The 22,923-nt window shown below is 69.2% G+C and carries 20 protein-coding genes, 3 tRNA genes and 1 pseudogene; 13 read left to right on the top strand and 11 right to left on the bottom strand.

Annotation, left to right across the window (positions count from 1 at the left end; translation table 11 throughout):
- From VG296_RS24400 to VG296_RS24370, 7 genes are all read left to right on the top strand, one after another.
- Positions 1-1,008 (top strand): toprim domain-containing protein (locus VG296_RS24400; RefSeq protein ID WP_325569498.1); only part of this gene is annotated, 1,008 nt, incomplete at its 5' end.
- Between the two features lie 44 nt (positions 1,009-1,052).
- A complete protein-coding gene (gene gyrA, locus VG296_RS24395) occupies positions 1,053-3,671 on the top strand; it encodes a DNA gyrase subunit A (protein WP_325569496.1) in 2,619 nt (872 codons plus the stop codon).
- A 94-nt stretch (positions 3,672-3,765) separates the two neighbouring features.
- On the top strand, positions 3,766-4,449 hold the full coding sequence (locus tag VG296_RS24390; protein ID WP_325569494.1) for a DUF3566 domain-containing protein: 684 nt from the start codon (positions 3,766-3,768) through the stop codon (positions 4,447-4,449).
- Positions 4,450-4,543: 94 nt separating this feature from the next.
- Positions 4,544-4,617: transfer RNA gene (locus VG296_RS24385), tRNA-Ile, on the top strand.
- A gap of 67 nt (positions 4,618-4,684) precedes the next feature.
- Positions 4,685-4,819, top strand: coding sequence for a DLW-39 family protein (locus VG296_RS24380; RefSeq protein ID WP_325569492.1), 135 nt, complete (start codon positions 4,685-4,687; stop codon positions 4,817-4,819).
- Positions 4,820-4,856: 37 nt separating this feature from the next.
- Positions 4,857-4,929, top strand: a tRNA-Ala gene (locus VG296_RS24375).
- Between the two features lies 1 nt (position 4,930).
- Entirely contained in the window at positions 4,931-6,211 is a 1,281-nt protein-coding gene (locus VG296_RS24370; RefSeq protein WP_325569490.1) for an aminotransferase class I/II-fold pyridoxal phosphate-dependent enzyme, read from the top strand.
- A gap of 77 nt (positions 6,212-6,288) precedes the next feature.
- Here the strand turns inward: VG296_RS24370 and VG296_RS24365 are convergent, their stop codons facing one another.
- On the bottom strand, positions 6,289-6,699 hold the full coding sequence (locus VG296_RS24365; RefSeq protein WP_325569488.1) for a hypothetical protein: 411 nt from the start codon (positions 6,697-6,699) through the stop codon (positions 6,289-6,291).
- Positions 6,700-6,911: 212 nt separating this feature from the next.
- Between VG296_RS24365 and VG296_RS24360 the strand changes: the two genes are divergently transcribed.
- The gene (locus VG296_RS24360; protein WP_325569486.1) at positions 6,912-7,454 is read left to right on the top strand and encodes a peptidylprolyl isomerase; all 543 of its coding nucleotides are present in this window, start codon (positions 6,912-6,914) and stop codon (positions 7,452-7,454) included.
- A gap of 22 nt (positions 7,455-7,476) precedes the next feature.
- Positions 7,477-8,460 carry a rhomboid family intramembrane serine protease gene (locus tag VG296_RS24355; protein WP_325569484.1) on the top strand — a complete coding sequence of 328 codons (984 nt, stop codon included), beginning with the start codon at positions 7,477-7,479 and terminating at the stop codon, positions 8,458-8,460.
- Between the two features lie 186 nt (positions 8,461-8,646).
- Here the strand turns inward: VG296_RS24355 and VG296_RS24350 are convergent, their stop codons facing one another.
- Positions 8,647-8,901 carry a cell division protein CrgA gene (locus tag VG296_RS24350; RefSeq protein ID WP_325569481.1) on the bottom strand — a complete coding sequence of 85 codons (255 nt, stop codon included), beginning with the start codon at positions 8,899-8,901 and terminating at the stop codon, positions 8,647-8,649.
- Between the two features lie 236 nt (positions 8,902-9,137).
- On the opposite strand from VG296_RS24350, the gene VG296_RS24345 reads away from it, so the two are divergent.
- Positions 9,138-9,302, top strand: coding sequence for a hypothetical protein (locus tag VG296_RS24345; protein WP_325569479.1), 165 nt, complete (start codon positions 9,138-9,140; stop codon positions 9,300-9,302).
- Positions 9,303-9,327: 25 nt separating this feature from the next.
- Here the strand turns inward: VG296_RS24345 and VG296_RS24340 are convergent, their stop codons facing one another.
- The 7 genes from VG296_RS24340 to VG296_RS24310 form a co-directional block, all read right to left on the bottom strand.
- A complete protein-coding gene (locus VG296_RS24340) occupies positions 9,328-9,957 on the bottom strand; it encodes an aminodeoxychorismate/anthranilate synthase component II (protein ID WP_325569477.1) in 630 nt (209 codons plus the stop codon).
- A gap of 16 nt (positions 9,958-9,973) precedes the next feature.
- Positions 9,974-11,905 carry a Stk1 family PASTA domain-containing Ser/Thr kinase gene (pknB, locus tag VG296_RS24335; RefSeq protein ID WP_414641131.1) on the bottom strand — a complete coding sequence of 644 codons (1,932 nt, stop codon included), beginning with the start codon at positions 11,903-11,905 and terminating at the stop codon, positions 9,974-9,976.
- Positions 11,906-12,045: 140 nt separating this feature from the next.
- Positions 12,046-13,524, bottom strand: a complete 1,479-nt coding sequence (locus VG296_RS24330; protein WP_325569473.1) for a penicillin-binding transpeptidase domain-containing protein — start codon at positions 13,522-13,524, stop codon at positions 12,046-12,048.
- Positions 13,521-15,002: an FtsW/RodA/SpoVE family cell cycle protein gene (locus VG296_RS24325; RefSeq protein ID WP_349259675.1), complete on the bottom strand. Its 1,482-nt coding sequence runs from the start codon at positions 15,000-15,002 to the stop codon at positions 13,521-13,523. Before VG296_RS24325 ends, VG296_RS24330 begins: the two co-directional genes overlap by 4 nt.
- Before the next feature lie 37 nt (positions 15,003-15,039).
- On the bottom strand, positions 15,040-16,704 hold the full coding sequence (locus VG296_RS24320; RefSeq protein ID WP_325569470.1) for a PP2C family serine/threonine-protein phosphatase: 1,665 nt from the start codon (positions 16,702-16,704) through the stop codon (positions 15,040-15,042).
- Positions 16,705-16,838: 134 nt separating this feature from the next.
- Positions 16,839-17,336, bottom strand: coding sequence for an FHA domain-containing protein FhaB/FipA (locus VG296_RS24315; RefSeq protein WP_325569468.1), 498 nt, complete (start codon positions 17,334-17,336; stop codon positions 16,839-16,841).
- Positions 17,337-17,390: 54 nt separating this feature from the next.
- Positions 17,391-18,227, bottom strand: coding sequence for a DUF3662 and FHA domain-containing protein (locus VG296_RS24310; protein WP_325569466.1), 837 nt, complete (start codon positions 18,225-18,227; stop codon positions 17,391-17,393).
- A 241-nt stretch (positions 18,228-18,468) separates the two neighbouring features.
- Here VG296_RS24310 and VG296_RS24305 point away from each other — a divergent pair.
- Together VG296_RS24305 and VG296_RS24300 are read left to right on the top strand one after the other, a co-directional pair.
- Positions 18,469-18,551 (top strand) — tRNA-Leu (locus VG296_RS24305).
- A gap of 208 nt (positions 18,552-18,759) precedes the next feature.
- Positions 18,760-19,170, top strand: a complete 411-nt coding sequence (locus VG296_RS24300; RefSeq protein ID WP_325569464.1) for a GNAT family N-acetyltransferase — start codon at positions 18,760-18,762, stop codon at positions 19,168-19,170.
- 22 nt (positions 19,171-19,192) lie between these two features.
- Here VG296_RS24300 and VG296_RS24295 read toward each other — a convergent pair whose 3' ends face one another.
- On the bottom strand, positions 19,193-19,837 hold the full coding sequence (locus VG296_RS24295) for a GNAT family N-acetyltransferase (protein ID WP_325569462.1): 645 nt from the start codon (positions 19,835-19,837) through the stop codon (positions 19,193-19,195).
- A 63-nt stretch (positions 19,838-19,900) separates the two neighbouring features.
- Between VG296_RS24295 and VG296_RS33295 the strand changes: the two are divergent.
- A pseudogene (locus VG296_RS33295) lies at positions 19,901-20,726 on the top strand (SAM-dependent methyltransferase).
- A gap of 367 nt (positions 20,727-21,093) precedes the next feature.
- On the opposite strand, the gene dnaB reads toward VG296_RS33295, so the two are convergent.
- On the bottom strand, positions 21,094-22,572 hold the full coding sequence (gene dnaB / locus VG296_RS24280; protein ID WP_325569456.1) for a replicative DNA helicase: 1,479 nt from the start codon (positions 22,570-22,572) through the stop codon (positions 21,094-21,096).
- Positions 22,573-22,923 lie beyond the last annotated feature (351 nt).

The raw sequence follows: 22,923 nt of genomic DNA, 5'->3' as shown, positions 1-22,923 counted from the left end.
GAGAAGGACGACAACCTCTCCGGCGAGGACATCCGCGAGGGCCTGGTCGCGATCGTCTCGGTGAAGCTCGGCGAGCCGCAGTTCGAGGGCCAGACCAAGGCGAAGCTGGGCAACACCGAGGCCCGCACCTTCGTGCAGAAGCTCACCTACGAGTCGCTGGCCGACTGGTTCGGGCGGAACCCCAACGAGGCCAGGGACATCATCCGCAAGTCCATCCAGGCCGCCACCGCGCGGATCGCCGCCCGCAAGGCGCGCGAGCTGACCCGGCGCAAGGGCCTGCTGGAGTCGATGGCGCTGCCGGGCAAGCTCTCGGACTGCCAGTCCACCAACCCGGCCGAGTGCGAGATCTTCGTGGTCGAGGGCGACTCCGCCGGCGGCTCGGCCAAGCAGGGCCGGGACCCGCGGGTGCAGGCGATCATGCCCATCCGCGGCAAGATCCTCAACGTGGAGAAGGCGCGGATCGACAAGGTCCTGCAGAACACCGAGGTGCAGGGGCTGATCTCGGCGCTGGGCACCGGGATCCACGACGACTTCGACATCAGCAGGCTGCGCTACCACAAGATCGTGCTGATGGCGGACGCCGACGTCGACGGCCAGCACATCAACACCCTGCTGCTTACCTTCCTGTTCCGCTTCATGAAGCCGCTGGTCGAGGCCGGGCACGTGTACCTGGCCGCGCCGCCGCTGTACAAGATCAAGTGGACCAAGGACGACTGGTCCTACGCCTACTCGGATCCGGAGCGGGACGCGATCGTCGCGCAGGGCGTGGGCAGCGGCCGCCGGATCAGGGACGACAGCGTGCAGCGGTTCAAGGGCCTGGGCGAGATGAACGCCGAGGAGCTGCGGATCACCACGATGGACCGGGAGCACCGGATCCTGCGCCAGGTGACGCTGGACGACGCGGCCCAGGCGGACGAGCTGTTCTCGATCCTGATGGGCGAGGACGTGGAGGCGCGCCGGAACTTCATCCAGCGCAACGCCAAGGACGTCCGCTTCCTCGACATCTGATTCGGTCTTTTTCGGCACAGAGTAAGTGAAAGGACGTAGCCCTCGTGGCTGACGAGAACACCCCGCGGACCGCCGAGCTCGTGGCGCCCGAGCCGGAGAGCGACCGGATCCAGATCGTGGACCTGCTGACCGAGATGCAGCGGTCCTACCTGGACTACTCGATGGCGGTCATCGTCGGACGCGCGCTGCCCGAGGTGCGCGACGGCCTCAAGCCGGTGCACCGCCGCGTGCTCTACGCGATGTACGACGGCGGATACCGCCCGGACCGCGGCTACTTCAAGTGCGCCCGCGTGGTCGGCGAGGTCATGGGTGTCTACCACCCGCACGGCGACACGGCGATCTACGACACTCTCGTCCGGCTCGCGCAGCCCTGGTCGCTGCGGATGCCGCTGGTGGACGGCAACGGCAACTTCGGCTCGCCGGGCAACGACCCCGCGGCCGCCATGCGATACACCGAGTGCAAGCTCGCGCCGCTGGCCATGGAGATGGTGCGGGACATCGACGAGGAGACCGTCGACTTCCAGGCCAACTACGACGGGCGTTCGCAGGAGCCGACGATCCTGCCCGCGCGCTTCCCCAACCTGCTGGTGAACGGCTCGTCCGGCATCGCGGTCGGCATGGCGACGAACATCCCCATGCACAACCTGCGCGAGGTCGCCGAGGGCGCGCAGTGGTACCTGCAGAACCCGGAGGCCACCCCGGCGGAGCTGCTGGAGGCGCTGCTGGAGCGGATCAAAGGCCCGGACTTCCCGACCGGTGCGAAGATCTTGGGCCGCCGCGGCATCGAGGAGGCCTACCGCACCGGCCGCGGCTCGATCATCATGCGCGCCGTGGTCGAGGTCGAGGAGATCCAGAACCGCGCCTGCCTGGTCGTCACCGAGCTGCCCTACCAGGTGAATCCGGACAACCTGGCCGGGAAGATCGCCGACCTGGTCAAGGACGGCAAGATCCAGGGCATCGCGGACGTGCGCGACGAGTCCTCCTCGCGCACCGGCCAGCGCCTGGTCATCGTGCTCAAGCGGGACGCCGTCGCCAAGGTCGTGCTCAACAACCTGTACAAGCACACCCAGCTGCAGGACAGCTTCGGCGCCAACATGCTCGCGATGGTGGACGGCGTGCCGCGCACGCTGAGCCTGGACGCGTTCATCCGCTACTGGGTCGAGCACCAGGTCGAGGTCATCGTCCGGCGCACCCGGTTCCGGCTGCGCAAGGCCGAGGAGCGCGCCCACATCCTGCGCGCCCTACTCAAGGCGCTCGACGCGATCGACGAGGTCATCGCCACGATCCGGCGCAGCGACACCACCGAGGCCGCTCGCATCGGCCTGATGGCGCTGCTGGAGATCGACGAGATCCAGGCCAACGCGATCCTGGAGATGCAGCTGCGCCGTCTGGCGGCGTTGGAGCGGCAGCGGATCCAGGACGAGCACGACGAGCTGATGCTGCGGATCGCCGAGTACCAGGCGATCCTGGCCTCGCCGGAGCGGCAGCGGCAGATCATCTCGGAGGAGCTGAACGCGATCGTCGAGAAGTTCGGCGACGAGCGGCGCACCGAGATCGTGCCCTTCGAGGGCGACATGTCCATCGAGGACCTGATCGCCGAGGAGGACATCGTCGTCACGATCACCCGCGGCGGCTACGCCAAGCGGACCAAGACCGACCTGTACCGCTCGCAGAAGCGCGGCGGCAAGGGCGTGCGCGGCGCCGCGCTGAAGCAGGACGACATCGTCGACCACTTCTTCACCACGACCACGCACCACTGGATCCTGTTCTTCACCAACAAGGGCCGGGTCTACCGGGTCAAGGCGTACGAACTGCCGGACTCCGGCCGGGACGCGCGCGGCCAGCACGTGGCGAACCTGCTCGCGTTCCAGCCGGACGAGCAGATCGCGCAGGTGCTCGACCTGCGGGACTACGAGGTCTCGCCGTTCCTGGTGCTGGCCACCAAGCGCGGCCTGGTGAAGAAGACCCCGCTGAAGGACTACGACTCGCCGCGCTCGGCCGGCGTCATCGCGATCAACCTGCGCGAGGACGACGAGCTGGTCTCCGCGGAGCTCTGCTCGGCGGACGACGACCTGCTGCTGGTCAGCAAGCAGGCGCAGGCGATCCGGTTCACCGCGACGGACGAGTCGCTGCGGCCGATGGGCCGGGCCACCTCGGGCGTGATCGGCATGAAGTTCCGCGAGGACGACGAACTGCTGTCGATGAGCGTCGTCAAGGAGAACACGTTCGTGTTCACCGTGACCGACCGGGGCTACGGCAAGCGCACCGACGTGGCGAAGTACCCGCTGCGCGGCCGCGCCGGCCTCGGCGTGATCGCGGCCAAGACGGTCGACGAGCGCGGAGTGCTGATCGGCGCGCTGATCGTGGAGGAAGGCGACGAGGTGCTGGCGATCACTCAGATCGGCGGCGTCATCCGCACCCGGGTCGCGGAGGTGCGCGAGACCGGGCGCGACACGATGGGCGTGCAGCTGGTCCACGTCGGCAAGAAGGACGCGGTCGTGGGGATCGCGCGCAACGCCGATCCGGCCGAACTCGAGGAGGTTCTCGAGAACGGCGAGGGCGGCGAAGGCGGCGGGCCGGCCGCGGCCGAGGGCGTCGTGGCTGACCCGACTGAGGCAACGGTGACGGAATCGGAACCGGAGCCTGCACCCGATACGGAGTAATGCCCGGTAGATTGCGTCTTAGCAAGCACAACAGTCAGCGGATTGAGTCGGTCGGACCGGTAGCGGCCGGCGGGAACAGGCGAAGGGCAGACCCGTGAGTGACAGCGTGAACCCGGCGGGTTCCCGCCCCGGCGGGGGCCGCGGCTACGGCGGCGGCGTGCCCGCGCGGCCGGCCGACCAGGGCATGTCGGGCCCGAACCAGAACCCCAACCACGGCCCGGTCTCCCCGGTGGCCGCGGCCGAGTCGGCCCCGCAGGTCTCCGGCTTCGGCCGGACGCTGGGCCGGATGAGCAGCGCGGTGGCCGCCGGGGTGCAGACCGCCTCCGGCGCCGCCCGCGCCGGGCTCGGCGGTTCGGGCACCGGCGGCGCCGGCTCCGCGGCCCGCCCGGTCGGCTCCCAGGTCCGGGTGCGCAAGGCCCGGCTGCGGGTGGCCCGGATCGACCCGTGGTCGGTGATGAAGGTCTCCTTCGTGCTGTCCATCGCACTCGGCATCGTCACCCTGGTCGGCACGGCCGTGGTCTGGGAGGTGCTCAACGCGCTCGGCGTCTTCACCTCGCTGGACAAGACCGTGGGCGACCTGACCAGTGGCAGCGGCGGCACGAGTACCTTCAACCTGTCCTCGGTGCTCTCCTTCACCCGGGTCGAGGGTTACATGGTCATCGTCGCCGGGGTGGACATCGTGCTGGTCACGGCGCTGAGCACGCTCGGCGCGTACCTCTACAACCTGTCCTCCGGCTTCGTCGGCGGCCTCGAGGTCACCCTCGCCGAGGACCAGTAGAACCGGTGGCGCCGCCGCGGCGGGCGTCGGCTTATCGGTTTGGGATCACCGGTTCCGATGCGGTACTCTCATGGAGCGCCCGAGAGGGCGCGATGGACCTATAGCTCAGTCGGTTAGAGCGCTTCCCTGATAAGGAAGAGGTCGGTGGTTCAAGTCCACCTAGGTCCACGGCGTATCAGCCCGATCCCCTCGTACCTGGGATCGGGCTGCTTCCCTAGCTGAGAGGTCTGGGTCCATGAAGAAGCTTCTCCTGCTCGGTGTGGTGGCCGCCGGCGGCTTCCTGGTCTACAAGCAGGTCAAGGCCGCTGACAAGAGCGAGCAGGACCTGTGGACCGAGGCCACCGACCCGGTCCCGGCCACCAGCCGCTGACCGCGACCGTCACATCGTCGCCCGCCCGGGCGACCCCGGGGCCATAGCTCAATTGGCAGAGCACTGCCTTTGCAAGGCAGGGGTTAGGGGTTCAAGTCCCCTTGGCTCCACATGGGAGAGTTCAGCTCTTTAGATGTCGATGCCCTGCACGGTCTGCGCGAGGAGTTGCGCAAGGAGTACGCGCGCTTCCAGGAGCGGGGGCTGAAGCTCGATCTGACGCGCGGGAAGCCGTCGGCGGAGCAGCTGGACTTCTCGAATGAACTGCTGGCGCTGCCGGGCCAGGAGTACAAGGCGGCGGACGGGACGGACTGCCGCAACTACGGCGGGCTGCACGGACTGCCCGAACTGCGCGAGATCTTCAGCCCGCTGCTGCAGGTGCCGGTCGAGCAGCTGATCGCGAGCGACAACTCGAGCCTTTCGCTGATGCACGACCTGGTGATGCACGCGATGCTCTTCGCGCTGCCGGGCGGTACGGCGCGCTGGGTGGACGTGGAACGGCCCGCGTTCCTGTGCCCGGTGCCGGGATACGACCGGCACTTCTCGATCTGCCAGAAGTTCGGCATCGAGATGATCCCGATCGAGCCGACCGCCGATGGCCTGCTGGACATCGACGAGGTCGAGCGGCTGGCCGCGTCGGACACGCGGATCAAGGGTCTGTGGTTCGTGCCGAAGTACAGCAACCCCACCGGAGTCACCGTGTCCGAGCAGCAGGCCGAGCGGCTGGCCCGGATGACGACCGCGGCCGCCGACTTCCGGATCTTCTGGGACGACGCCTACAGCGTGCACCACCTGACCGACCACCGGGTCACGGTCGCCCCGATCCTCGGGCTCTGCGAGCAGGCGGGGCACGCGGACCGGGTGTTCGTGTTCGGATCCACCTCGAAGATCACGTTCGCGGGCGCGGGCGTGTCCTTCCTCGGCACCTCCCCGGCGAACCTGCAGTGGTACCTCGGGCACATCGCCAAGCGGACGATCGGCCCCGACAAGGTCAACCAGCTGCGGCACGTGCGCTTCCTGAAGGACGCCGAGGGCGTGCAGAAGCTGATGGAGCGTCACCGCGACAACCTGGCGCCGAAGTTCGCCAAGGTGCAGGAGATCCTGGCCGAGGAGCTCGGCGGCACCGGGATCGGGACCTGGACCGAGGCCTACGGCGGTTACTTCGTCAGCCTGGACGTGCTCGACGGCACGGCGGCCGAGGTGATCCGGCTGGCCAAGGAGGCGGGCATCGCGCTCACCCCGGCCGGCGCGACCTATCCGTACGGCAAGGAGCCGCGGGACCGCAACATCCGGCTCGCGCCCTCGTTCCCGCCGGTCGCGGACCTGGACACGGCCATGCGGGGCGTGGTGCTGTGCGTGAAGCTGGCGGCTGTGGAGAAGCTGATTCAGCGTTAGTCCACGACGACACGACAGTCCACGACATGAGGAAGCCCGGCCGCCTGCGCGCCCGGGCTTTCGCATGCGGGAAGTCGTTATTCGGCGCCGGTCCCTGGGCTGCCGTCGGCCTCGTCGACCCGCTCCTCGGTCCACATGTCGTCGTTGTTGTGCTTGCGCTGCCACATGAGCGCGCCCGCGCCCAGTGCGGCTCCGGCGGCCGTGGCCGCGGCGACGATGCGCCACTTCATGTGCCGTTCGTGCGCGCGCTCCATCTCGGCGCCGCGCAGTACGGCGGCGGCGAGCATCGCGCGTTTGGTCGCCTCCGGCAGGTACTCGCTGCGCATCCGATGCGAGGCGTCCAGCGCCTTGTTCGACGCATCGAGCGCCATCGGGACAGCGACATCGCGGGTATGCGCGATGCGCGGGCCTAGTTCCTGGCGCACGTTCTCATACCGGTCGCGCAGGAAGGGCTGCGCTTGTTCCATCAGTGCGGTGGTTTTGCTCACAGCGGTACCTCCTCAGGTCACTTGTGGCCTAGTGCCCCGGTATGACCGCCGTATTCGCTGATTGGGCCGTTCAGTGACGCGGCTGGCCGCACCTGAGTCGCAGGACACAGAACGGCAACCAAGACCGAACCCGGCGCCCTTGGCAAAGAGGCTCGTGGGAGGATGGAGCCAGCAATGCGGGGGTGGCTATCCAACGGAAGAGAGGGCCCGTCATGGCCGAAGAGACCTATGCCGTGCTGAAGACGAACCTCGGCGACATCACCGTCCAGCTGTTCCCGAACCACGCGCCGAAGACCGTGCGCAACTTCGTGGAGCTGGTCGAGGGCACGCGCGACTACACCGACCCGAGGACGAACAAGCCGGGCAGCGGACCGTACTACGACGGCACGATCTTCCACCGGATCATCTCGGGGTTCATGATCCAGGGCGGCGACCCGCTGGGCCAGGGCTTCGGCGGCCCGGGTTATGCCTTCGACGACGAGATCCACCCGGACCTGCGCTTCGACAAGAAGTACCTGCTGGCGATGGCCAACGCGGGGCTGCGCGGAGGGCACGGCACCAACGGTTCGCAGTTCTTCATCACGGTGTCCACTCCGGCGCACCTGAACGGCAAGCACACCATCTTCGGCGAGGTGGCGGACGAGGCCAGCAAGAAGGTCATCGACGAGATCGGCAACGTGCCCACCGGCCCCGGCGACCGTCCGCTGCAGGACGTCGTGCTGCAGTCGGTCACCATCGAGCGCCGGCAGGGCTAGTCCTGCGGGGAGGATCGCAGCAGTGAGCAGCAGCACACCCTCGGACGAGCGACCGCCCACGGCGGTCGGCGAGCCCCGCGACCAGTCGCCCGCGGGCGCTCCGGTGTGCTTCCGGCACCCGGAGCGGGAGACCTACCTGCGCTGCCACCGCTGCGAGCGTTCCATCTGCACGGACTGCATGGTGCCCGCGGCCGTCGGGCACCAATGCCCCGAGTGCGTACGCGGCGGGGCGAAGACGGTGCGCCAGGCGCGCACCGTCGCCGGCGGCCGGGTGCACTCGCGGCAGGGCGTCATGACGATCGCGATCATCGCGGTCTGCGTGGTGATGTACGGCCTGCAGCAGTTGATCGGCGAGGCCTTCACGACCCGGCTCGAACTGTTGGGCATAGCCGGGTCGTCCTCGGCCACCCCGAGCGCGGTCAACATAGGCGTGGCCAACGGCGAGTGGTACCGGCTGCTGACCTCGATGTTCATCCACGAGAGTCCGGCGCACATCGCGCTCAACATGCTCTCGCTGTGGTGGATCGGAGTGCCGGTGGAGGCCCGGCTCGGCCGACTGCGCTATCTGCTGACCTATCTGGTCTGCGGGATCGGCGCCTCGGCCGTGTCCTTCGCGTTCATGGGGCGCTACGACGCCTCGCTCGGCGCCTCGGGCGCCATCTTCGGCCTGCTCGGCGTGCTCGCGGTGATGGCCTACCGGGAGAAGCTGGACATGCGGCCGATCCTGATCGTGATAGCGGTCAACATGGCCTACAGCTTCAGCGTGACCGGGATCGACTGGCACGCGCACCTCGGCGGCCTCGGCTGCGGGCTGCTGATGGGGGTGGCCTTCGGCTACGCTCCGCGGGCCGACCGGGCCACCGCCTGGTACCGCGATCCGCAGAACCTGGTGCCGATCGGCGCGGGGCTCGCGGTCCTCGTGGTCACCGTCGTGCTCGTCGGGGTGCACTCGAGCACGCTGCAGAACTCGGCTCTCGCCGCGTCCCTGGCGTCCCTCATCCACTGAGTTCGGCGCGAGTCCAAGGGCCGAGACGCGACCGGGACACTGTCACAACTTGTCCACAGGATTCAAGTTATCCACAGATCCCCCGCCGCCTCCTCCACAGGTTTTCCACAGTGTGGAAAAGGGGCTCGAGTCTGTGGATAACCTGCTCGTCGAATCTCTCGTCGTCCGCTGATCGCGCCGGAGCGGCTAGCGCCAGCGGGTCGAGATGCCGAAGCCGGCGGCGATGAAGCCGAAGCCGATGACGACGTTCCACGCGCCCAGCGTGTTCACCCAGCTGATGCTCGAGGCCAGGTAGTAGAGCACCATCCAGGCCAGGCCGATGACGAAGAACGCGACCATGAAGCGCGGAACCCAGGCCGAGGACTCCAGCTTGATCTTCTGCGGCTTCGGGTCATTCGGCGGGGTATAGGCCGCCTTGTCCCGGGTCTTCGACTTCGGCACGGAACTCTCCACGTCATGAGGTCATTGGACGACTGGTTGTCGCTGGTACAGCGTAGCCGCGCAGGCTGCTCTAGGACAGTCCGCATTATCCGACCGGTACCTGAGAACGCCCGCGATAGCCCGGCGTGTCGGGCGCGGCGCGGGTCCGCGGGCTGTGGGAGGTTCACTGTGCGCGCTCCACCGGGCCCGAAAAGTTATCCACAGACGGGTGTGGACTGTGCGGAGAGGAGCCTCCCGTGTACGGCTTGATCTGGCGCCGGCTGCCCGGCCGCCTGTGGATGAAGCTGCTGTGCGCAGTCGTCCTTGTTTCCCTGTTGGTCGTCTTACTGTTCGGCTGGGTCTTCCCCTGGGTCGAGCCGTATCTGCCGTTCTCCAGCAGCGGCACGATGGGCGGCAACTGACCCCGGACCAACCCCGGCCGGCGGACTAGGCCGGGCGCCCGGCGAGCGTCGGGGCGAGACCTACCGCGGCTTCGCGCGCGTTCGGGTCGCCGCACACGGCGAGCCAGTTGGCCAGCATCCGATGGCCGCCATCCGTGAGCACCGACTCCGGGTGGAACTGCACCGCCTCGATGGGCAGCTCGCGGTGCCGCACGCCCATGATGACCTCGCCGGTGCGCGCCGTGACCACGAGCTCGTCCGGCACGGTCGCCGGCTCGATCGCCAGCGAGTGGTACCGGGTCGCGGTGAACGGGTTCGCCAGGCCTTCGAAGACGCCGAGCCCGTCGTGCGTCACCTCGCTCGTCTTACCGTGCATCAGTTCCGGCGCCCGGCCGACGGTCGCGCCGAAGGCCACGCCGATCGACTGCAGCCCGAGACACACGCCGAACAGCGGCCGACCGGTCCCGGCACAGTGCCGGACCATCTCCACGCACACGCCCGCCTGCTCCGGCGTGCCGGGGCCCGGCGAGAGCAGCACCCCGTCGAAGCCGTCCGCGTCCCCGACGGTCACGGCGTCGTTGCGCCGTACCTCGCACTCGGCACCGAGCTGGTAGAGGTACTGCACGAGGTTGTAGACGAACGAGTCGTAGTTGTCCACAACGAGGATGCGCGTCACGTTCGATCCCACAGAGTCAGTTACCACCGTTGTTGCCGCCGTTGAGGCCCGAGATGAACCCGCCGGCCGTCGAGGTGTCCGTGGCGGTCGCGCTGGCCGTCGCGGTCGGCGAGCCGGTGGTCGCGCCCGCGCCGGAGGAACAGGTGATCGTGATCGCCGAGCCCCGGTTGACCTGCGTGTTGGGCGCCGGGGTCGTGGTGATCACCGTGTTCGCCGCGAAGGACGCGTTCGTCTGGTAGGTGAACTGGCTGTTCACGTTCAGCCCCAGGCCGGTCAGTTCGGAGTCCGCGCTGCTGCAGGTCTTGGTGACCACGTCGCTCGGCACGGTCACCGTCCCGGGACCGCCCGAGATCACCACGACCAGCGGCGTGGTCACCGGCTCGGTCTGGCCGAGCAGCGAGGTGCCGTTCGCGTTCTGGATGTCGATCGCGTTGTTGCTGGCGACCGTGGCACTGGTCGCGGTCTTCGTCGTCACGTTCTGGAAGCCCTTGGCCTGCAGCGTCGAGACCACCTGGCTGCCCAGGCTGCTCGAGACCGTGCTCGGCAGCGTGAACTGCACCGGACCGGACGAGACGCAGTAGCCCACCCCGGAGCCCAGCGAGGCCGACGCGCCGGATTCCGGCTTCTGCCCCAGGATCTGTCCGCTGGTGATGGAGTTGCTGGGCTGGCCGCTGCCGCAGTAGGAGGTGCCCAGCTTGTAGCCGGCGGTCTTCAGCGTCGCCTGAGCCTGGGTCAGCGTCTGCCCGGTGATCGTCGGCACGGTGCCGGTGGACGCGCTGCTGCCGGCGAAGACCGTCTTGAAGACGAACACCGCGAGCACCACGAGGATGACCACGACCACGCTGAGGATGATCCAGCCGGTCTTGTCCTTGCCCTTGCCGCGGGTGGCCGGGCTGTTCGAGGCGCGGCGCGAGCGCGGCACCTCGTCCTCCGGCCCGTCCTGCCCGTACTCGGAGGCCTGGTACGCCGTGGGCTCGTAGCGGGTCGGCGCCGCGGAGCCGTATCCGGCGCCCGCTCCGTAGCCGCGGCCCGAGGAGGGCGCCATCACCGTGGTCGGGGCGCCCGCCGCGCCGAAGCCCGCGGCCACCGTCGGCGCCGCGGCCACCGGGCGCCCGTCGAGCGCGCGCTCGAGGTCGGCGCGCATCTCGTCGGCCGACTGGTAGCGCTCGTCCGGGTGCTTGGCCAGTGCCTTCATCACGATCGCGTCGACCACCGGGGGAACCTCGGGGTCGTAGTACGACGGGGGGTTCGCCGTCTCCCGCACGTGCTGGTAGGCCACCGCGACCGGCGAGTCGCCGATGAACGGCGGACGGCCGGTGAGCAGCTCGTAGATCAGGCAGCCGGTGGAGTACAGGTCGGAGCGCGCGTCCACCTGCTCGCCCTTGGCCTGCTCCGGCGAGAGGTACTGCGCGGTGCCGATCACGGCCGCGGTCTGCGTCATCGTCATGCCGGCGTCGCCCATGGCGCGGGCGATGCCGAAGTCCATCACCTTGACCGCGCCGCCGCGGGTGAGCATCACGTTCGCCGGCTTGATGTCCCGGTGCACGATGCCGTTGCGGTGGCTGTAGTCCAGCGCCTGCAGCACCCCGCCGGTGATCTCCAGTGAGCGCTCGGGCAGCAGCTTGCGGCCGGAGTGCAGCAGATCGCGCAGCGTCGAGCCGTCCACGTACTCCATGACGATGAACGGCAGCGAGATCCCGCCGATGTAGTCCTCGCCGGTGTCGTACACCGCGACGATCGCCGGGTGGTTGAGCGACGCGGCCGACTGGGCCTCGCGCCGGAACCGGGCCTGGAAGGTGGCATCCCTGGCCATGTCGGCGCGCAGCGTCTTGACCGCCACGGCCCGGCCCAGCCGGATGTCCCTGGCCATGTAGACCTCGGCCATCCCACCCCGGCCCAGGACGGCGCCGAGCTCGTACCTGTTGCCCAGGCGACGCGGCTCTTCCATCATTCAGCCCTTCCCCGGCCTATCCCGGCCATTCCTGCCTTCGGGCGAAGTGTACCGGTGGCGGACGGGCCCTGCGGAAGCCTTCCGCCCCCGGCCGGACCGGCCACCAGCCTGCCTCGCCTGTTCGGTTTCGCGCTGTGTTACCCGATCACGGCCTTGATCACGGATGCCGCGATCGGTCCCGCAAGACTGTTGCCGAACGCATCGCTCGGTTGCACATTGTTATCAGCCACCATGACGGCCACCGCGACCTGCGGGTTGTTCGCCGGCGCATAGGCCACCATCCACGCCACGGGGTTCTGACCGGTGCCGCGCTCGGCGGTACCGGTCTTCGCCGCTACTGAGACGCCGATGTTCTGCAAGCTGGTTGCGGTCCCGCTGGTGACCACGTCCTGCATCATCGTGGAAAGCTCGCTCGCCACCGAACCGGACATCGGCGTGGAGAACGTGGTCGGCGAGGCGCTGGCGATGACGTTGCCGGACGTGTCCAGCTCCTTGGCGATCAGGTAAGGCGCCTCGATGGTGCCTCCGTTGGCCACCGCGGACGCCATCATCGCGCCCTCGAGCGGGGTCATCGTCACGTCGAACTGCCCGATCGAGGACTGCGCCAGCTGAGCCTGGCTCAGGTTCGACGGGAAGACGGAGGTGGAGGTCGTCATCGGCACGGTCGGGCCGGTCTTGTTGAAGCCGAAGCCCTGCGCCATCGACTGCACGTTCGAGTCGCCGAGCTGCATGCCCACGTAGCCGAAGACGGTGTTGCAGGACTGCGCGAACGCGTCCATCAGCACGGCGCTGTTGCAGGTCTCGCCGCCGGAGTTCGAGATCGTCGACGTCGACTGCGGCAGCGTCAGCGTGCTCAGCGGAGCGTTGGGGATCGAGGTGCTCGGCGTGACGGTCTGGCCGTTGAGGCCGTCGGTCAGCGCGGCCGCCGAAGTGACGATCTTGAAGGTGGAGCCCGGGGGATAGGTCTGGTTCAGCGCCCGGTCCAGCTTCGGCTGCAGCGAGTTGTTGGCGAGCTGGGTCGCGTAGTCGTTCTGCGTCTTCGAACTCGACGACGCGAGCTTGTTCGGGTCGTAGCTCGGCGCCGAGACCAGGGCCAGGATCGCGCCGGTCTTCGGGTTGATCGCGGCCACCGCGCCCTCGCCGACCGAGCTCAGCTCGCTGGTCAGCGCCTGGTAAGCGGCGTCCTGCGCCTTCGCGTTGATCGTGGTGACGACGGAGCCGCCGGCCTGGTCCTTGCCCTCGGCCTTGCGGATGAAGTTCTGCGTCGCCAGCCGGGTGTCCTTGCCGTTGAGCAGCGTGTTCTCGTACTGCTCCAGGTTCGAGTTGCCGTAGTTCGAGGAGAAGTAGCCGGTCACCGGGGCGTACTCGGGGCCGCTCGAGTAGACCCGCTGGTACTTCAGCGTCGTGCTCTTCGTCGGCGTCGAGGAGGCCACGTTCGTGGAGCCGACGATGATGCTGCCGCGGTCGACCTGGTAGTTGTAGATCGTGTTGCGGTAGTTGTCCGGGTGCGCCGAGTACGAGCTCGCCTTCACGACCTGGATCCAGTTGCCGCTCAGGAAGAGCGCGGCGAAAAGGGCGAAGCAGAAGATCGCCACTTTCTTGATCGGTCGGTTCACGTCCGTACCGCCTTGTTCTGACCGTAGTAACGGCCGTCGTTGTCGGTTCCGAGGGCGCGTGGGTCGAGCAGGCTCGGCGGAGCCGTGAGCGGGAGCGCCGGAGGCAGCGGCCGGCGAGCCGCGTCGGAGATCCGCAGCAGCAGGGCCACCAGGATCCAGTTGGCCAGCAGGGCCGAGCCTCCGGCCGCCAGGAAGGGCATCGGCAGGCCGGTGAGCGGGATGACCCGCATCACGCCGCCGGCCGTGATGAACACCTGGAGGGCGAAGACCACCGCGAGCCCGCTCGCGAAGAGCTTGCCGAAGGGGTCGCGGACGAGCAGCGCGGTCTTCAGGCCGCGGGCGACGAACAGCGCGTAGGCGATCAGCAGCGCGGTGAGACCCACCAGGCCGAGTTCCTCGCCGATGGTGTCCATGATGTAGTCGGCGTTGTTGGCGAAGCCGACCTGGGTCGGATAGCCCTGATTCAGTCCGGTGCCGAACAGGCCGCCGTTGGCGAAGGCGTAGAGCGACTGCGCGGTCTGCCGCGAGTTGCCCTGCACCGAGCCGAAGGGGTTGAGCCAGGAGTCGAAACGGCTCTGGACGTGCGAGAACAGCACCGCGACCAGCCCCGCGCCGCCGATGAACATCAGCAGGCCGAAGATCAGCCAGCTGGCCCGCTCGGTGGCCAGGTAGAGCATGATCACGAAGGCGCCGAAGAACATCAGCGAGACGCCGAGGTCGGTCTCCCGGATCAGCACCAGCATCGCGAACGCCCAGCAGAACAGCAGCGGGCCCATGTCGCGGCCGCGCGGGATGTAGACGCCGAGCACCTTCCGGCTGGCCAGGGCGAGCGTGTCCCGCTTGGCGTGCAGGTAGGCGGCGAAGAAGACGATGATCAGCAGCTTGCCGAACTCGGCCGGCTGGATCGACAGGCCGGCGAACTTGATCCAGCTGCGCGCGCCGTTGACCTCGGACATCGAGGCGGGCAGCACGGCCGGCAGGGCGATCAGGATCAGCCCGGCCAGCGCCGAGATGTAGGCGTAGCGCTGCAGCACCTTGTGGTCGCGCAGGAGGAAGAGCACCCCGATCAGCACCACCGCGCCGAGGACGGTGAAGACCGCCTGCTGTCCGGCCGCGCCGCTGTGCGACACCAGCTTGTTCGCGATGTTGTACGGGTCGAGCCGGGAGATCACCACCAGGCCGAGGCCGTTGATCGCCGCGGCGAGCGGCAGCAGCAGCGGGTCGGCGTACGGCGCGAGCCAGCGCACCGCCAGATGCAGCACCAGCAGGACCACGGCGAACAGCAGCCCGATGGTCCAGTAGTTCGCCGGAAGCTTGGCGGCCGAGCTGGCCAGGCCGACGTTGGCGTAGGCGAACATCCCGAGCACCCACGCACCGACGAGCAGTACGAGCTCGGCGTTGCGCCGCTTCGGAATCTCCGGTTCGGCCGGGGGCTGCGTGACCGCGCCTCCGGCCGACGGGCTGGCGGCCATCGACATCGCGTTCCTGTCCTGTCCCTGTTCCTGCGGATCAGCGTCAGCCGGCGTTTCCCGGGCACTCGGCCGAAAGTTGGCGCAAATCGGTGCTACCGGAGCTTACCGAGCTCGACGGTGACACGCTTGGCGTGGGTGTCGCGACGGGGGAGGTCGAGGGGGTCGCGCTCGTCGAGGAGTGCACACTCGAGGAGGCGGAGGCCTTGCCGGAGACGGTGGTCGTCGCCTTGCCGGAGGCCTTGGCGGTGGAGGTCCCCGTGCTGTGCGGGGTCGAGCTCGCGGTGGATGCGGCGGTCGTGCTCGGGGGGGTGCTCGGGGTGACCGCGGGGGCGGCCACCAGGGCGGCACATTCGCTCTCCATGATCGAGAGCGTGGAGACGATGGTCTTCGCGTCGGTGAGGCTGGTCGCGGTTATCGAACCGTCGACCTTCGTCTGCTCGCTGGACGGCAGCCCGGAGACGGTGACCGATGCCGTCGTGTAGACGTGCGAGAGTTTTATCCCGGCGAGCGAGTAGTCGACGCCCTGATAGATCGCCACACGCCCGGAGCCGTCGGACCCGACGTAGTACTGCTGCTGCGTGTAGTAGAAGCCTCCGGCGGCCAGTCCCGCCAGCACCACGAGGGCGGTTCCGCCGATGACGGTCGGCTTGAGCCAGCGTCGTCGGCGGCGCGGTTCCTCCGACGAGACCGCCTCCATCTCCGCGGTGTCCCCGCCGTTCGCCGACGGCACCGGCAGCACCGGCGCGTCCGGCTGGGCCGGGCTCTGGCCCTGGTTCTGCTCGGCGGCGGCCAGGATGGCGCCCGCGTTCATCACCCCGGTCACGCCCGGGTCCGCCGGGTTCGCGCCGGGCTGGTCGGAGGCCTGCGCGTAGGACGCCACGCCGTTCGCCTGGTTCTCGGCCGCCGCGCCCACCACGACGGGCAACTCAAGGTACTGCGTCTCCGCCTGGCTCGGCGGCCGCGAGCCCTGCGGCGTCTGCTCGAACGCGTCGGCCACGATGCAGGTGATGTTGTCCGCGCCGCCGCCGCGCAGGGCGTGCTGGATCAGCGTCTCCGCCGCGTGGTGCGGATCCCCGTAACCGGTCAGCGTCGAGGCGAGGGTGTTGAAGGGCACGAATCCGGACAGCCCGTCGCTGCACAGCAGAAACCGGTCCCCCGCCTGCAGATCAAGCACCGTCAGATCGAGATCGACCTCTGCGGTGGTGCCGAGCGCGCGCATCAGCAGCGAGCGCTGCGGGTGCCGCTCCGCCTCGTCCGGGGTGATCTGCCCCTCGTCGATCAGCCGCTGCACCCAGGTGTGGTCGGTGGAGATCTGCTCGAGCACGCCGCCGCGCAGCCGGTACGCGCGCGAGTCGCCGATGTGCGCGAAGGCGAAGTGGCTGCCGCCGGCCAGGAACAGCGCGGTGCACGTCGTGCCCATGCCCTCGAGTTCGGGCCGCTGCGCGATGATCGCCCGGATCTTGGAGTTGGCCAGCTTGATCCGGTCGTCGAGGTCGCGCACCGGGTCGCCGCTCAGGCCCGTGGTCTGCGGGGAGTCGAGCTCCGCGAGCGTGTCCACCGCCACCGCCGAGGCGATTTCCCCGGCGGCCTGTCCACCCATCCCGTCGGCGATCACCAGTAGCCGCGCGCTGGCATATCCCGAGTCCTCGTTGCCGTCGCGAATAAGGCCGACGTGCGAACGCGCTGCGTACCGCAGGGATAGGCTCATCGAATCTTCTTCCGCTGCAACCGGGGTTCGGGGCGCGGGCTGGTGCGCCGCGTAGCCGAGAGCCTAGCGGTTCGGCATGAGGCGCCCGCGGCCCTTCACGTGATGGGGAGACCGTGGTCGGTGGGACAGCCTAGTCACTTCTTCAGTTCGAGGGCGGTCTTTCCGATCCGGACCGGCACGCCCAACGGTATCGGCGTCGGGCCGTTGATCTTGGTGCGGTCCAGGTACGTGCCGTTCGTCGAACCCAGATCCTCCACGACCCACTGGCCGGTCGCGTCCGGGTAGATGCGCGCGTGCCTGCTGGAGGCGAAGTCGTCGTCGAGCACGATGGTCGAGTCGTGCGCGCGGCCGAGGGTGATCTGAACGCCCGTCAGCGCGACGTTGGTGCCCGCGAGCGAGCCGCTGACGACCTCGAGCCGGGTCGGCACGCCGCCGCGCCGCGGCCGGGCGCTCGGCCGGTCGGCGAGCTGCGCCGCGGGGACGGGCGCGGCCTTCGTGGCGGCGCGTCCGCGCCCGGCGCGGGAACCGGCGCCGAACACGTCGCTGCGCACCACGCCGAGGGCGAGCAGCACGAAGATCCAGAGTATCGCCAGCAGGCCGAGCTTCATGACGGTGATCGTCAGGCCGGTCATAGTGTTGGCTCCCAACGGCCGGAGCGGAACGGGCAGGGGCGGAGCGTACGGAGCCTAGCGCGCTTCCTGCCGGAAGATGATGGTGGTGTTGCCGAGGTGGATGACCGAGCCGTCGCGCAGCTGGGCCTGGCGCACATGCTGATCGTCCACCACGATTCCGTTGGTCGAGCCGAGGTCCGAGATCACCGAGGGTACCCCGACGCGGATCTCCGCGTGCCGCCGGGAGACCGAGGGGTCGTCGATCCGCAGGTCCACGTCCGTGCCGCGGCCGAAGCTCGTCACCGGCTGGGACAGCTGGTGCCGCGCGCCGTTGACCTCGACCCAGCAGTTGCCGGGGCCGGCCTGCGCCGGCGGCGGGTAGCCGGGCGCGCCGAAGCCGGGCTGCTGCGCCGGCGGGGCGCCGAAGGGCTGCTGCGGCGGCGCGGGGGGCGGCGCGGGCGCGCCCATCGGCGGATAGGCCGGCTGCTGCGGCGCGCCGTACCCGGGGGCCTGCGCCGGGTAGCCGGGCATCTGCACGACGCCGGCGAGGGCCTGCGAGCGGATCCGGAACATGCCGGTGCTCAGGTCCTGGACGCGCTCGAACTTCACCTCGACCGGGCCGACGAACATATAGCGCTGTTCGCGTCCGTGCTCCTGCAGCAGCTCGCCGAGCTCGGCCGACAGCGGGCCCGCGTACGTGGCCAGCCGCTCGTAGTCGTGCGCGCCGAGTTCCACGGTGAAGTCGTTCGGCACCATGACGCGGCCCTGGCTCACCGGGGCCGCGCGGTCGTCGCACTCGCGCTGCAGCGCGCTGGCGATCTCCACCGGCTGCACCTCGGACTTGAAGGCCTTCGCGAAGGCGCCGTTGACCAGGCCTTCGAGGCGTCGCTCAAAGCGCTGGAGAACTCCCACGGCTACCTACTCCTTCTGTGAAAACCCGCGGCTTCCACCGTGTGCCAGGTCCGCGCCCGGCGGTCGCCATCCCCTCGATCGTATCGAGGTCAGGCGGTGCTGTGCGCGCCCCATGGCCACCATGGTGGCCCGTACCCCACCCCCGGCGCGAGCCGGGTTCTGCCGAAAGGGGTTCCCAACCTGGGCGGTCCGTAATCGATTTGGGGGATGGCCGGGGGAGCGTGCTATCTTTTTCCTCGTTGCGCGAGTGGCGGAATGGCAGACGCGCTGGATTCAGGTTCCAGTGCCCGCAAGGGCGTGGGGGTTCAACTCCCCCCTCGCGCACTCCCTCGGCGGAGATGATCATTGATCATCTCCGCCGCTTTGTCGTCTGTGGGTGTTGTCCCCGTGGACAGGTCCGCCGCGCCTCGCGCCGACCGGTCGGCGGCCCCGCTGGACCCGTCCGGCTCTATCGGCATGGTGCGCGTCGGCAGGTTGCTGCATGCTCGAAAGCGGGCGAGATCCCGTGAGTCGAGGGAAGGCGGTATCCGGCATGACGACCATGGAGATCAGGGACGAGCGCGAGGAGCGCGCCCGGTACGCCGCGTACGTGAACGGCGTACGGATCGGTTTCGCGAGCAGCATCCTGGTGCGCGAGACCGTTCTGCTGCCGCACGTCGAGGTGGATCCGGACCGTCGGGACCTGGGCATCGGGTCGATGCTCGTGCGGCGCGCCCTGGACGACGCGCGCACCGAGGGGAACTCCGTGATCGCGCTGTGCCCCTTCGTGCGGCGCTGGGTGGACCTGCACCCGGACTACCTGGACGTCGCCCGCCGACCGGGGCCCGGGGAGCTGGGCGCGGTCAACTCCCTGGTGGCGGCCGACCGGACCATGCGGCTGCTGCACCACGAGGAGTCCAAGATCCTGGCGACGGTCCAGGACCTCGAACCCGAGACGCCGTGAGACGCGGGGGATCTCACGGATCTCACGGCTTCGGGGCCGCGGGCCCGCGGTAGATGAAGCCGGTCAGCGGCGCGTAGGCCTTCCAGCCGAGCGTCTCGTACAGCGCGCGGCCCTGAGCCGTCGCGCCGAGGATCCCGGTCGACGATCCGGCCTCGAGCGCGGCGTTGGCCAGCGCGCGCAGGACGACCGTGCCGAGGCCGCGGCGCTGGTACGCGGGCTCGGTCGAGACCTGGTCCACCACGGCCGCGTCCCCCGCGATGCCGACCTGGCCCCTGGCCGCGGGCGCGCCGTCCGCGGCAGAGACGGTGACGAACACCACACCGTCGCGCGACACGGCGTCGACCGAGTAGCCGTCGGGCGCCCGAACCCGCTCCGCGGTCAGGTCCACGGCCATCAGCCAGCCCGGATCGTCCTCCGTCCAGTCCGCCGTGAGCCACGGACGCAGCTCCTCGGGCTCGGCGAAGGCCTTCATCCACAGAGCGGGCACTTGTGCGCGCGTGGCGAGGTCGCGCACGATCGGTTCACGCGCCTCCAGCATCACGTAGCGACCGTGCTGTTTGGGCGTGCCGACCTCGACCCACAGGCCCCACGGCGTCGGCCGCGGCCGCGCCGTACCCCGTGAAACCACCCAGCCGGCTACCCAGGCGGCGGCCGGTTCCCGACGCATGTAATCTCCCTACAGTCGTTGCACACATTACGTGAAGGCTCTGACAGAAAGCGGGTTCCGGCGATGGGCTCCTACCGGCCGACGTGGGCGCCGGACATCGTCGACCTGGAGTTCCCGTCCACGGCGCGGATGTACGACTACTACCTCGGCGGCTCGCACAACTTCGCGGCCGACCGCCGGCTGGCCGAGGAGGCGCTGAAGGCGTGGCCTGAGACGCCCTACATGTGCCGGGCCAACCGGGCCTTCCTGCGCCGCGCGGTCACCTTCCTGGCCGAGCAGGGCGTGGACCAATTCCTCGACCTGGGTTCGGGAATCCCGACGGCGGGCAACGTGCACGAGATCGCGCAGGCGGTGCGCCCCGACGCGCGCACGGTCTACGTGGACTGCGACGCCGCGGCCTACGCGCATGGCAGGGGCTCTGCTGAAGGACGACCCGAGGGCCGCGTACGTCCTGGCGGACCTGCGTGACCCCGAGGCGGTGCTCGCCAGCCCCGAGGTGACCGGATTGCTGGACCTGAGCCGCCCGGTCGCCGTGCTGATGCTGATGACGCTCCACTTCGTCCCGGACGGCGACGACCCCTCGGGCATCGTCACGGCCTACCGCGAGTCCGCCGCGCCCGGCAGCTACCTCGTCTTCAGCCACGGCACCAACGAGTACCGCCCCGCGGACACCGGTGGCATCACCAGGGTCTACACCCAGGCGAGCCACGGCATCGTCCCCCGCGACCGCGCCGGGATCCGGCAACTCGCGGCCGGCTGGGAGTTGCTGGATCCCGGCCTGGTCGACGTGATCCTCTGGCGCCCGGAACCCGCCGAGCTCGACGACGACCCGCTCGGCGGCGACGTCACCCGCTACTCCACCTTCGCGGGCGTAGGCCGCAGTTCCTGAAGTGTAGGGAATCGGTTGCCCCGGCGGCTCGAACACCTCGGGCCTGCGACGGCGTGCCCGTTCTCACTTCTGGCGGAGCAGCATGTCTCTCATTCGGGTGGCGGAAACTCTTGGCTGCCGTAGCCCAATGCGTGGGAGGATCGGGGCGTCCCGTCAACAGGCGCCGCCGGGGTGCCCGAGGTCTATCGACCGAACCGGTGGGAGTAAGAGGCGGCTCGCGGGGTGGTCGCACGCGTGATGCACGATCGGCATCCTGAGTAGGCCCTGCTGGACCCGGCACCCAGCGGCTTTCTTGGCGGATCTGCCAGCTCCTCGCTGTCCCATCTGGGAATCCGTCATCCCAAGTGAGTCCCTACGATGAAGCGACTCAGCTCTGCTGCATGTCCACGAAGCGGGAGTAGTGGCCCTGGAAGGCGACGGTGATGGTCGCGGTGGGGCCGTTACGGTGCTTGGCGACGATGAGGTCGGCCTCGCCGGCGCGCGGGGATTCGGCCTCGTAGGCGGCCTCGCGGTGCAGCAGGATGACGACGTCGGCGTCCTGCTCGAGGGAGCCGGATTCGCGCAGGTCGGACATCATCGGCTTCTTGTCGGTGCGCTGCTCGGGGCCACGGTTGAGCTGCGCGATGGCCACGATGGGCACCTCGAGCTCCTTGGCCAGCAGCTTGAGGTTTCGGGACATCTCCGAGACCTCCTGCTGCCGGCTCTCCGCCCGCCGGGCGCTGCCGCCGCTCATCAGCTGGAGGTAGTCGACGATCACCAGGCGCAGGTCGTGGCGCTGCTTGAGGCGGCGGCACTTGGCCCGGATCTCCATCATCGACATGTTCGGCGAGTCGTCGATGAACAGCGGCGCTGCCGAGACCTCGCCCATCCGGCGGGCCAGCCGGCCCCAGTCGTCGTCCGTCATGTTGCCGGAGCGCATGTGGTGCAGGGCGACCCGCGCCTCGGCCGAGAGCAGGCGCATGGTGATCTCGTTGCGGCCCATCTCCAGCGAGAAGATGACGGAGGTCAGGCCGTTCTTGATCGAGCAGGACCGGGCGAAGTCGAGTCCGATGGTTGACTTGCCCATCGCGGGACGGGCCGCGACGATGACCATCTGGCCGGGGTGCAGGCCCTGCGTCAGCGAGTCGAGGTCGGCGAAGCCGGTGGGCACGCCGGTCATCTGCCCCGAGCGGTTGGAGATCGACTCGATCTCGTCGAGGGCGCCCTCCATGATGTCGGCCAGCGGCGCGTAGTCCTCGGCGGCGCGCTGCTCGGTGACGTTGTAGATCTCCGACTGGGCGCGGTTGACGATCTCGTCGAGGTCGTCGCCCTCGGTCGCGTAGCCCATCTGCGTGATGCGGGTGCCCGCATCCACCAGACGGCGCAGGATCGCGCGCTCGTGCACGATCTCGGCGTAGTACCCGGCGTTCGCCGCGGTGGGCACCGACTCCATCAGGGTGTGGAGATACGCAGGGCCGCCCACCCGGGACAGCTCGTTCCGCTTGGTCAGCTCGTTCGCGACGGTGACGGCGTCGGCGGGCTCGCCACGGCCGTAGAGGTCGAGGACCGCGTCGAAGATCTGCTCGTGCTTGGGCTGGTAGAAGTCCCGGCCCTTGACCACGTCGATGACGTCCGCGATGGCGTCCTTCGACAGCAGCATGCCGCCGAGCACGCCCTGCTCGGCCGCCAGGTCCTGCGGCGGGGTGCGCTCGTAGCCGCCGCCCCCACCGGATCCGCCGCCCCCGCCGCCGTGGCCGTCACGTCCGCCCGGCTGGTTCCCGTAGTAGCCGTTGGACGGCGCGTAGGCGTCCTCGGGCGGCGGTTCGGGCAGCGGCGGCAGGCCCACGGTCCCGTCGAATCCGGACATGACGGGACCTCCTTCTTCTCGCCTCGGGCTTGGGTCGGAAGAACCACGGTAGGGCCAGGGACCGACGAGAGCGAGTCAGTCGTCCACATGCCCTGTGGATAACCTGGGGACAACTCGCCCCTGCTTGTTGAAAACCCGGGCACAGCTGTGGGTATCGCAGTGGACGACGCGGCAGTTTCCGTTGACCCGCAAGGATCGCGGGGCGCTGGCCTGGGCCGTCGTGCCCTCTCCGGGACGCACAGGCTGTGCACAAAAAAAACCGGGCGCCGCCTTCTTCCGAATGGGGGAAGGCGGCGCCCGGAAGCGACGACGCGTCAGCGGACAGCCGACGGTCTGTCAACCAGTGTCACC

Source organism: Actinospica sp. (genome assembly GCF_035552695.1).
GTDB lineage: Bacteria > Actinomycetota > Actinomycetes > Streptomycetales > Catenulisporaceae > Actinospica.
The sequence above is the reverse complement of the archived record's forward strand: the minus strand, read 5'-3'. Positions and strand labels throughout refer to the sequence as shown.

Excerpts from the sequence above, each read along its gene's own strand:
- VG296_RS24360 (WP_325569486.1), top strand. The coding sequence starts at position 6,912 with ATGGCCGAAGAGACCTATGCCGTGCTGAAGACGAACCTCGGCGACATC.
- VG296_RS24370 (WP_325569490.1), top strand. The coding sequence starts at position 4,931 with ATGGGAGAGTTCAGCTCTTTAGATGTCGATGCCCTGCACGGTCTGCGC.
- VG296_RS24325 (WP_349259675.1), bottom strand. The coding sequence starts at position 15,002 with ATGTCGATGGCCGCCAGCCCGTCGGCCGGAGGCGCGGTCACGCAGCCC.
- pknB (WP_414641131.1), bottom strand. The coding sequence starts at position 11,905 with ATGGAAGAGCCGCGTCGCCTGGGCAACAGGTACGAGCTCGGCGCCGTC.
- dnaB (WP_325569456.1), bottom strand. The coding sequence starts at position 22,572 with ATGTCCGGATTCGACGGGACCGTGGGCCTGCCGCCGCTGCCCGAACCG.
- VG296_RS24295 (WP_325569462.1), bottom strand. The coding sequence starts at position 19,837 with ATGCGTCGGGAACCGGCCGCCGCCTGGGTAGCCGGCTGGGTGGTTTCA.
- VG296_RS24300 (WP_325569464.1), top strand. The coding sequence starts at position 18,760 with ATGACGACCATGGAGATCAGGGACGAGCGCGAGGAGCGCGCCCGGTAC.
- VG296_RS24315 (WP_325569468.1), bottom strand. The coding sequence starts at position 17,336 with ATGACCGGCCTGACGATCACCGTCATGAAGCTCGGCCTGCTGGCGATA.
- VG296_RS24320 (WP_325569470.1), bottom strand. The coding sequence starts at position 16,704 with ATGAGCCTATCCCTGCGGTACGCAGCGCGTTCGCACGTCGGCCTTATT.
- VG296_RS24380 (WP_325569492.1), top strand. The coding sequence starts at position 4,685 with ATGAAGAAGCTTCTCCTGCTCGGTGTGGTGGCCGCCGGCGGCTTCCTG.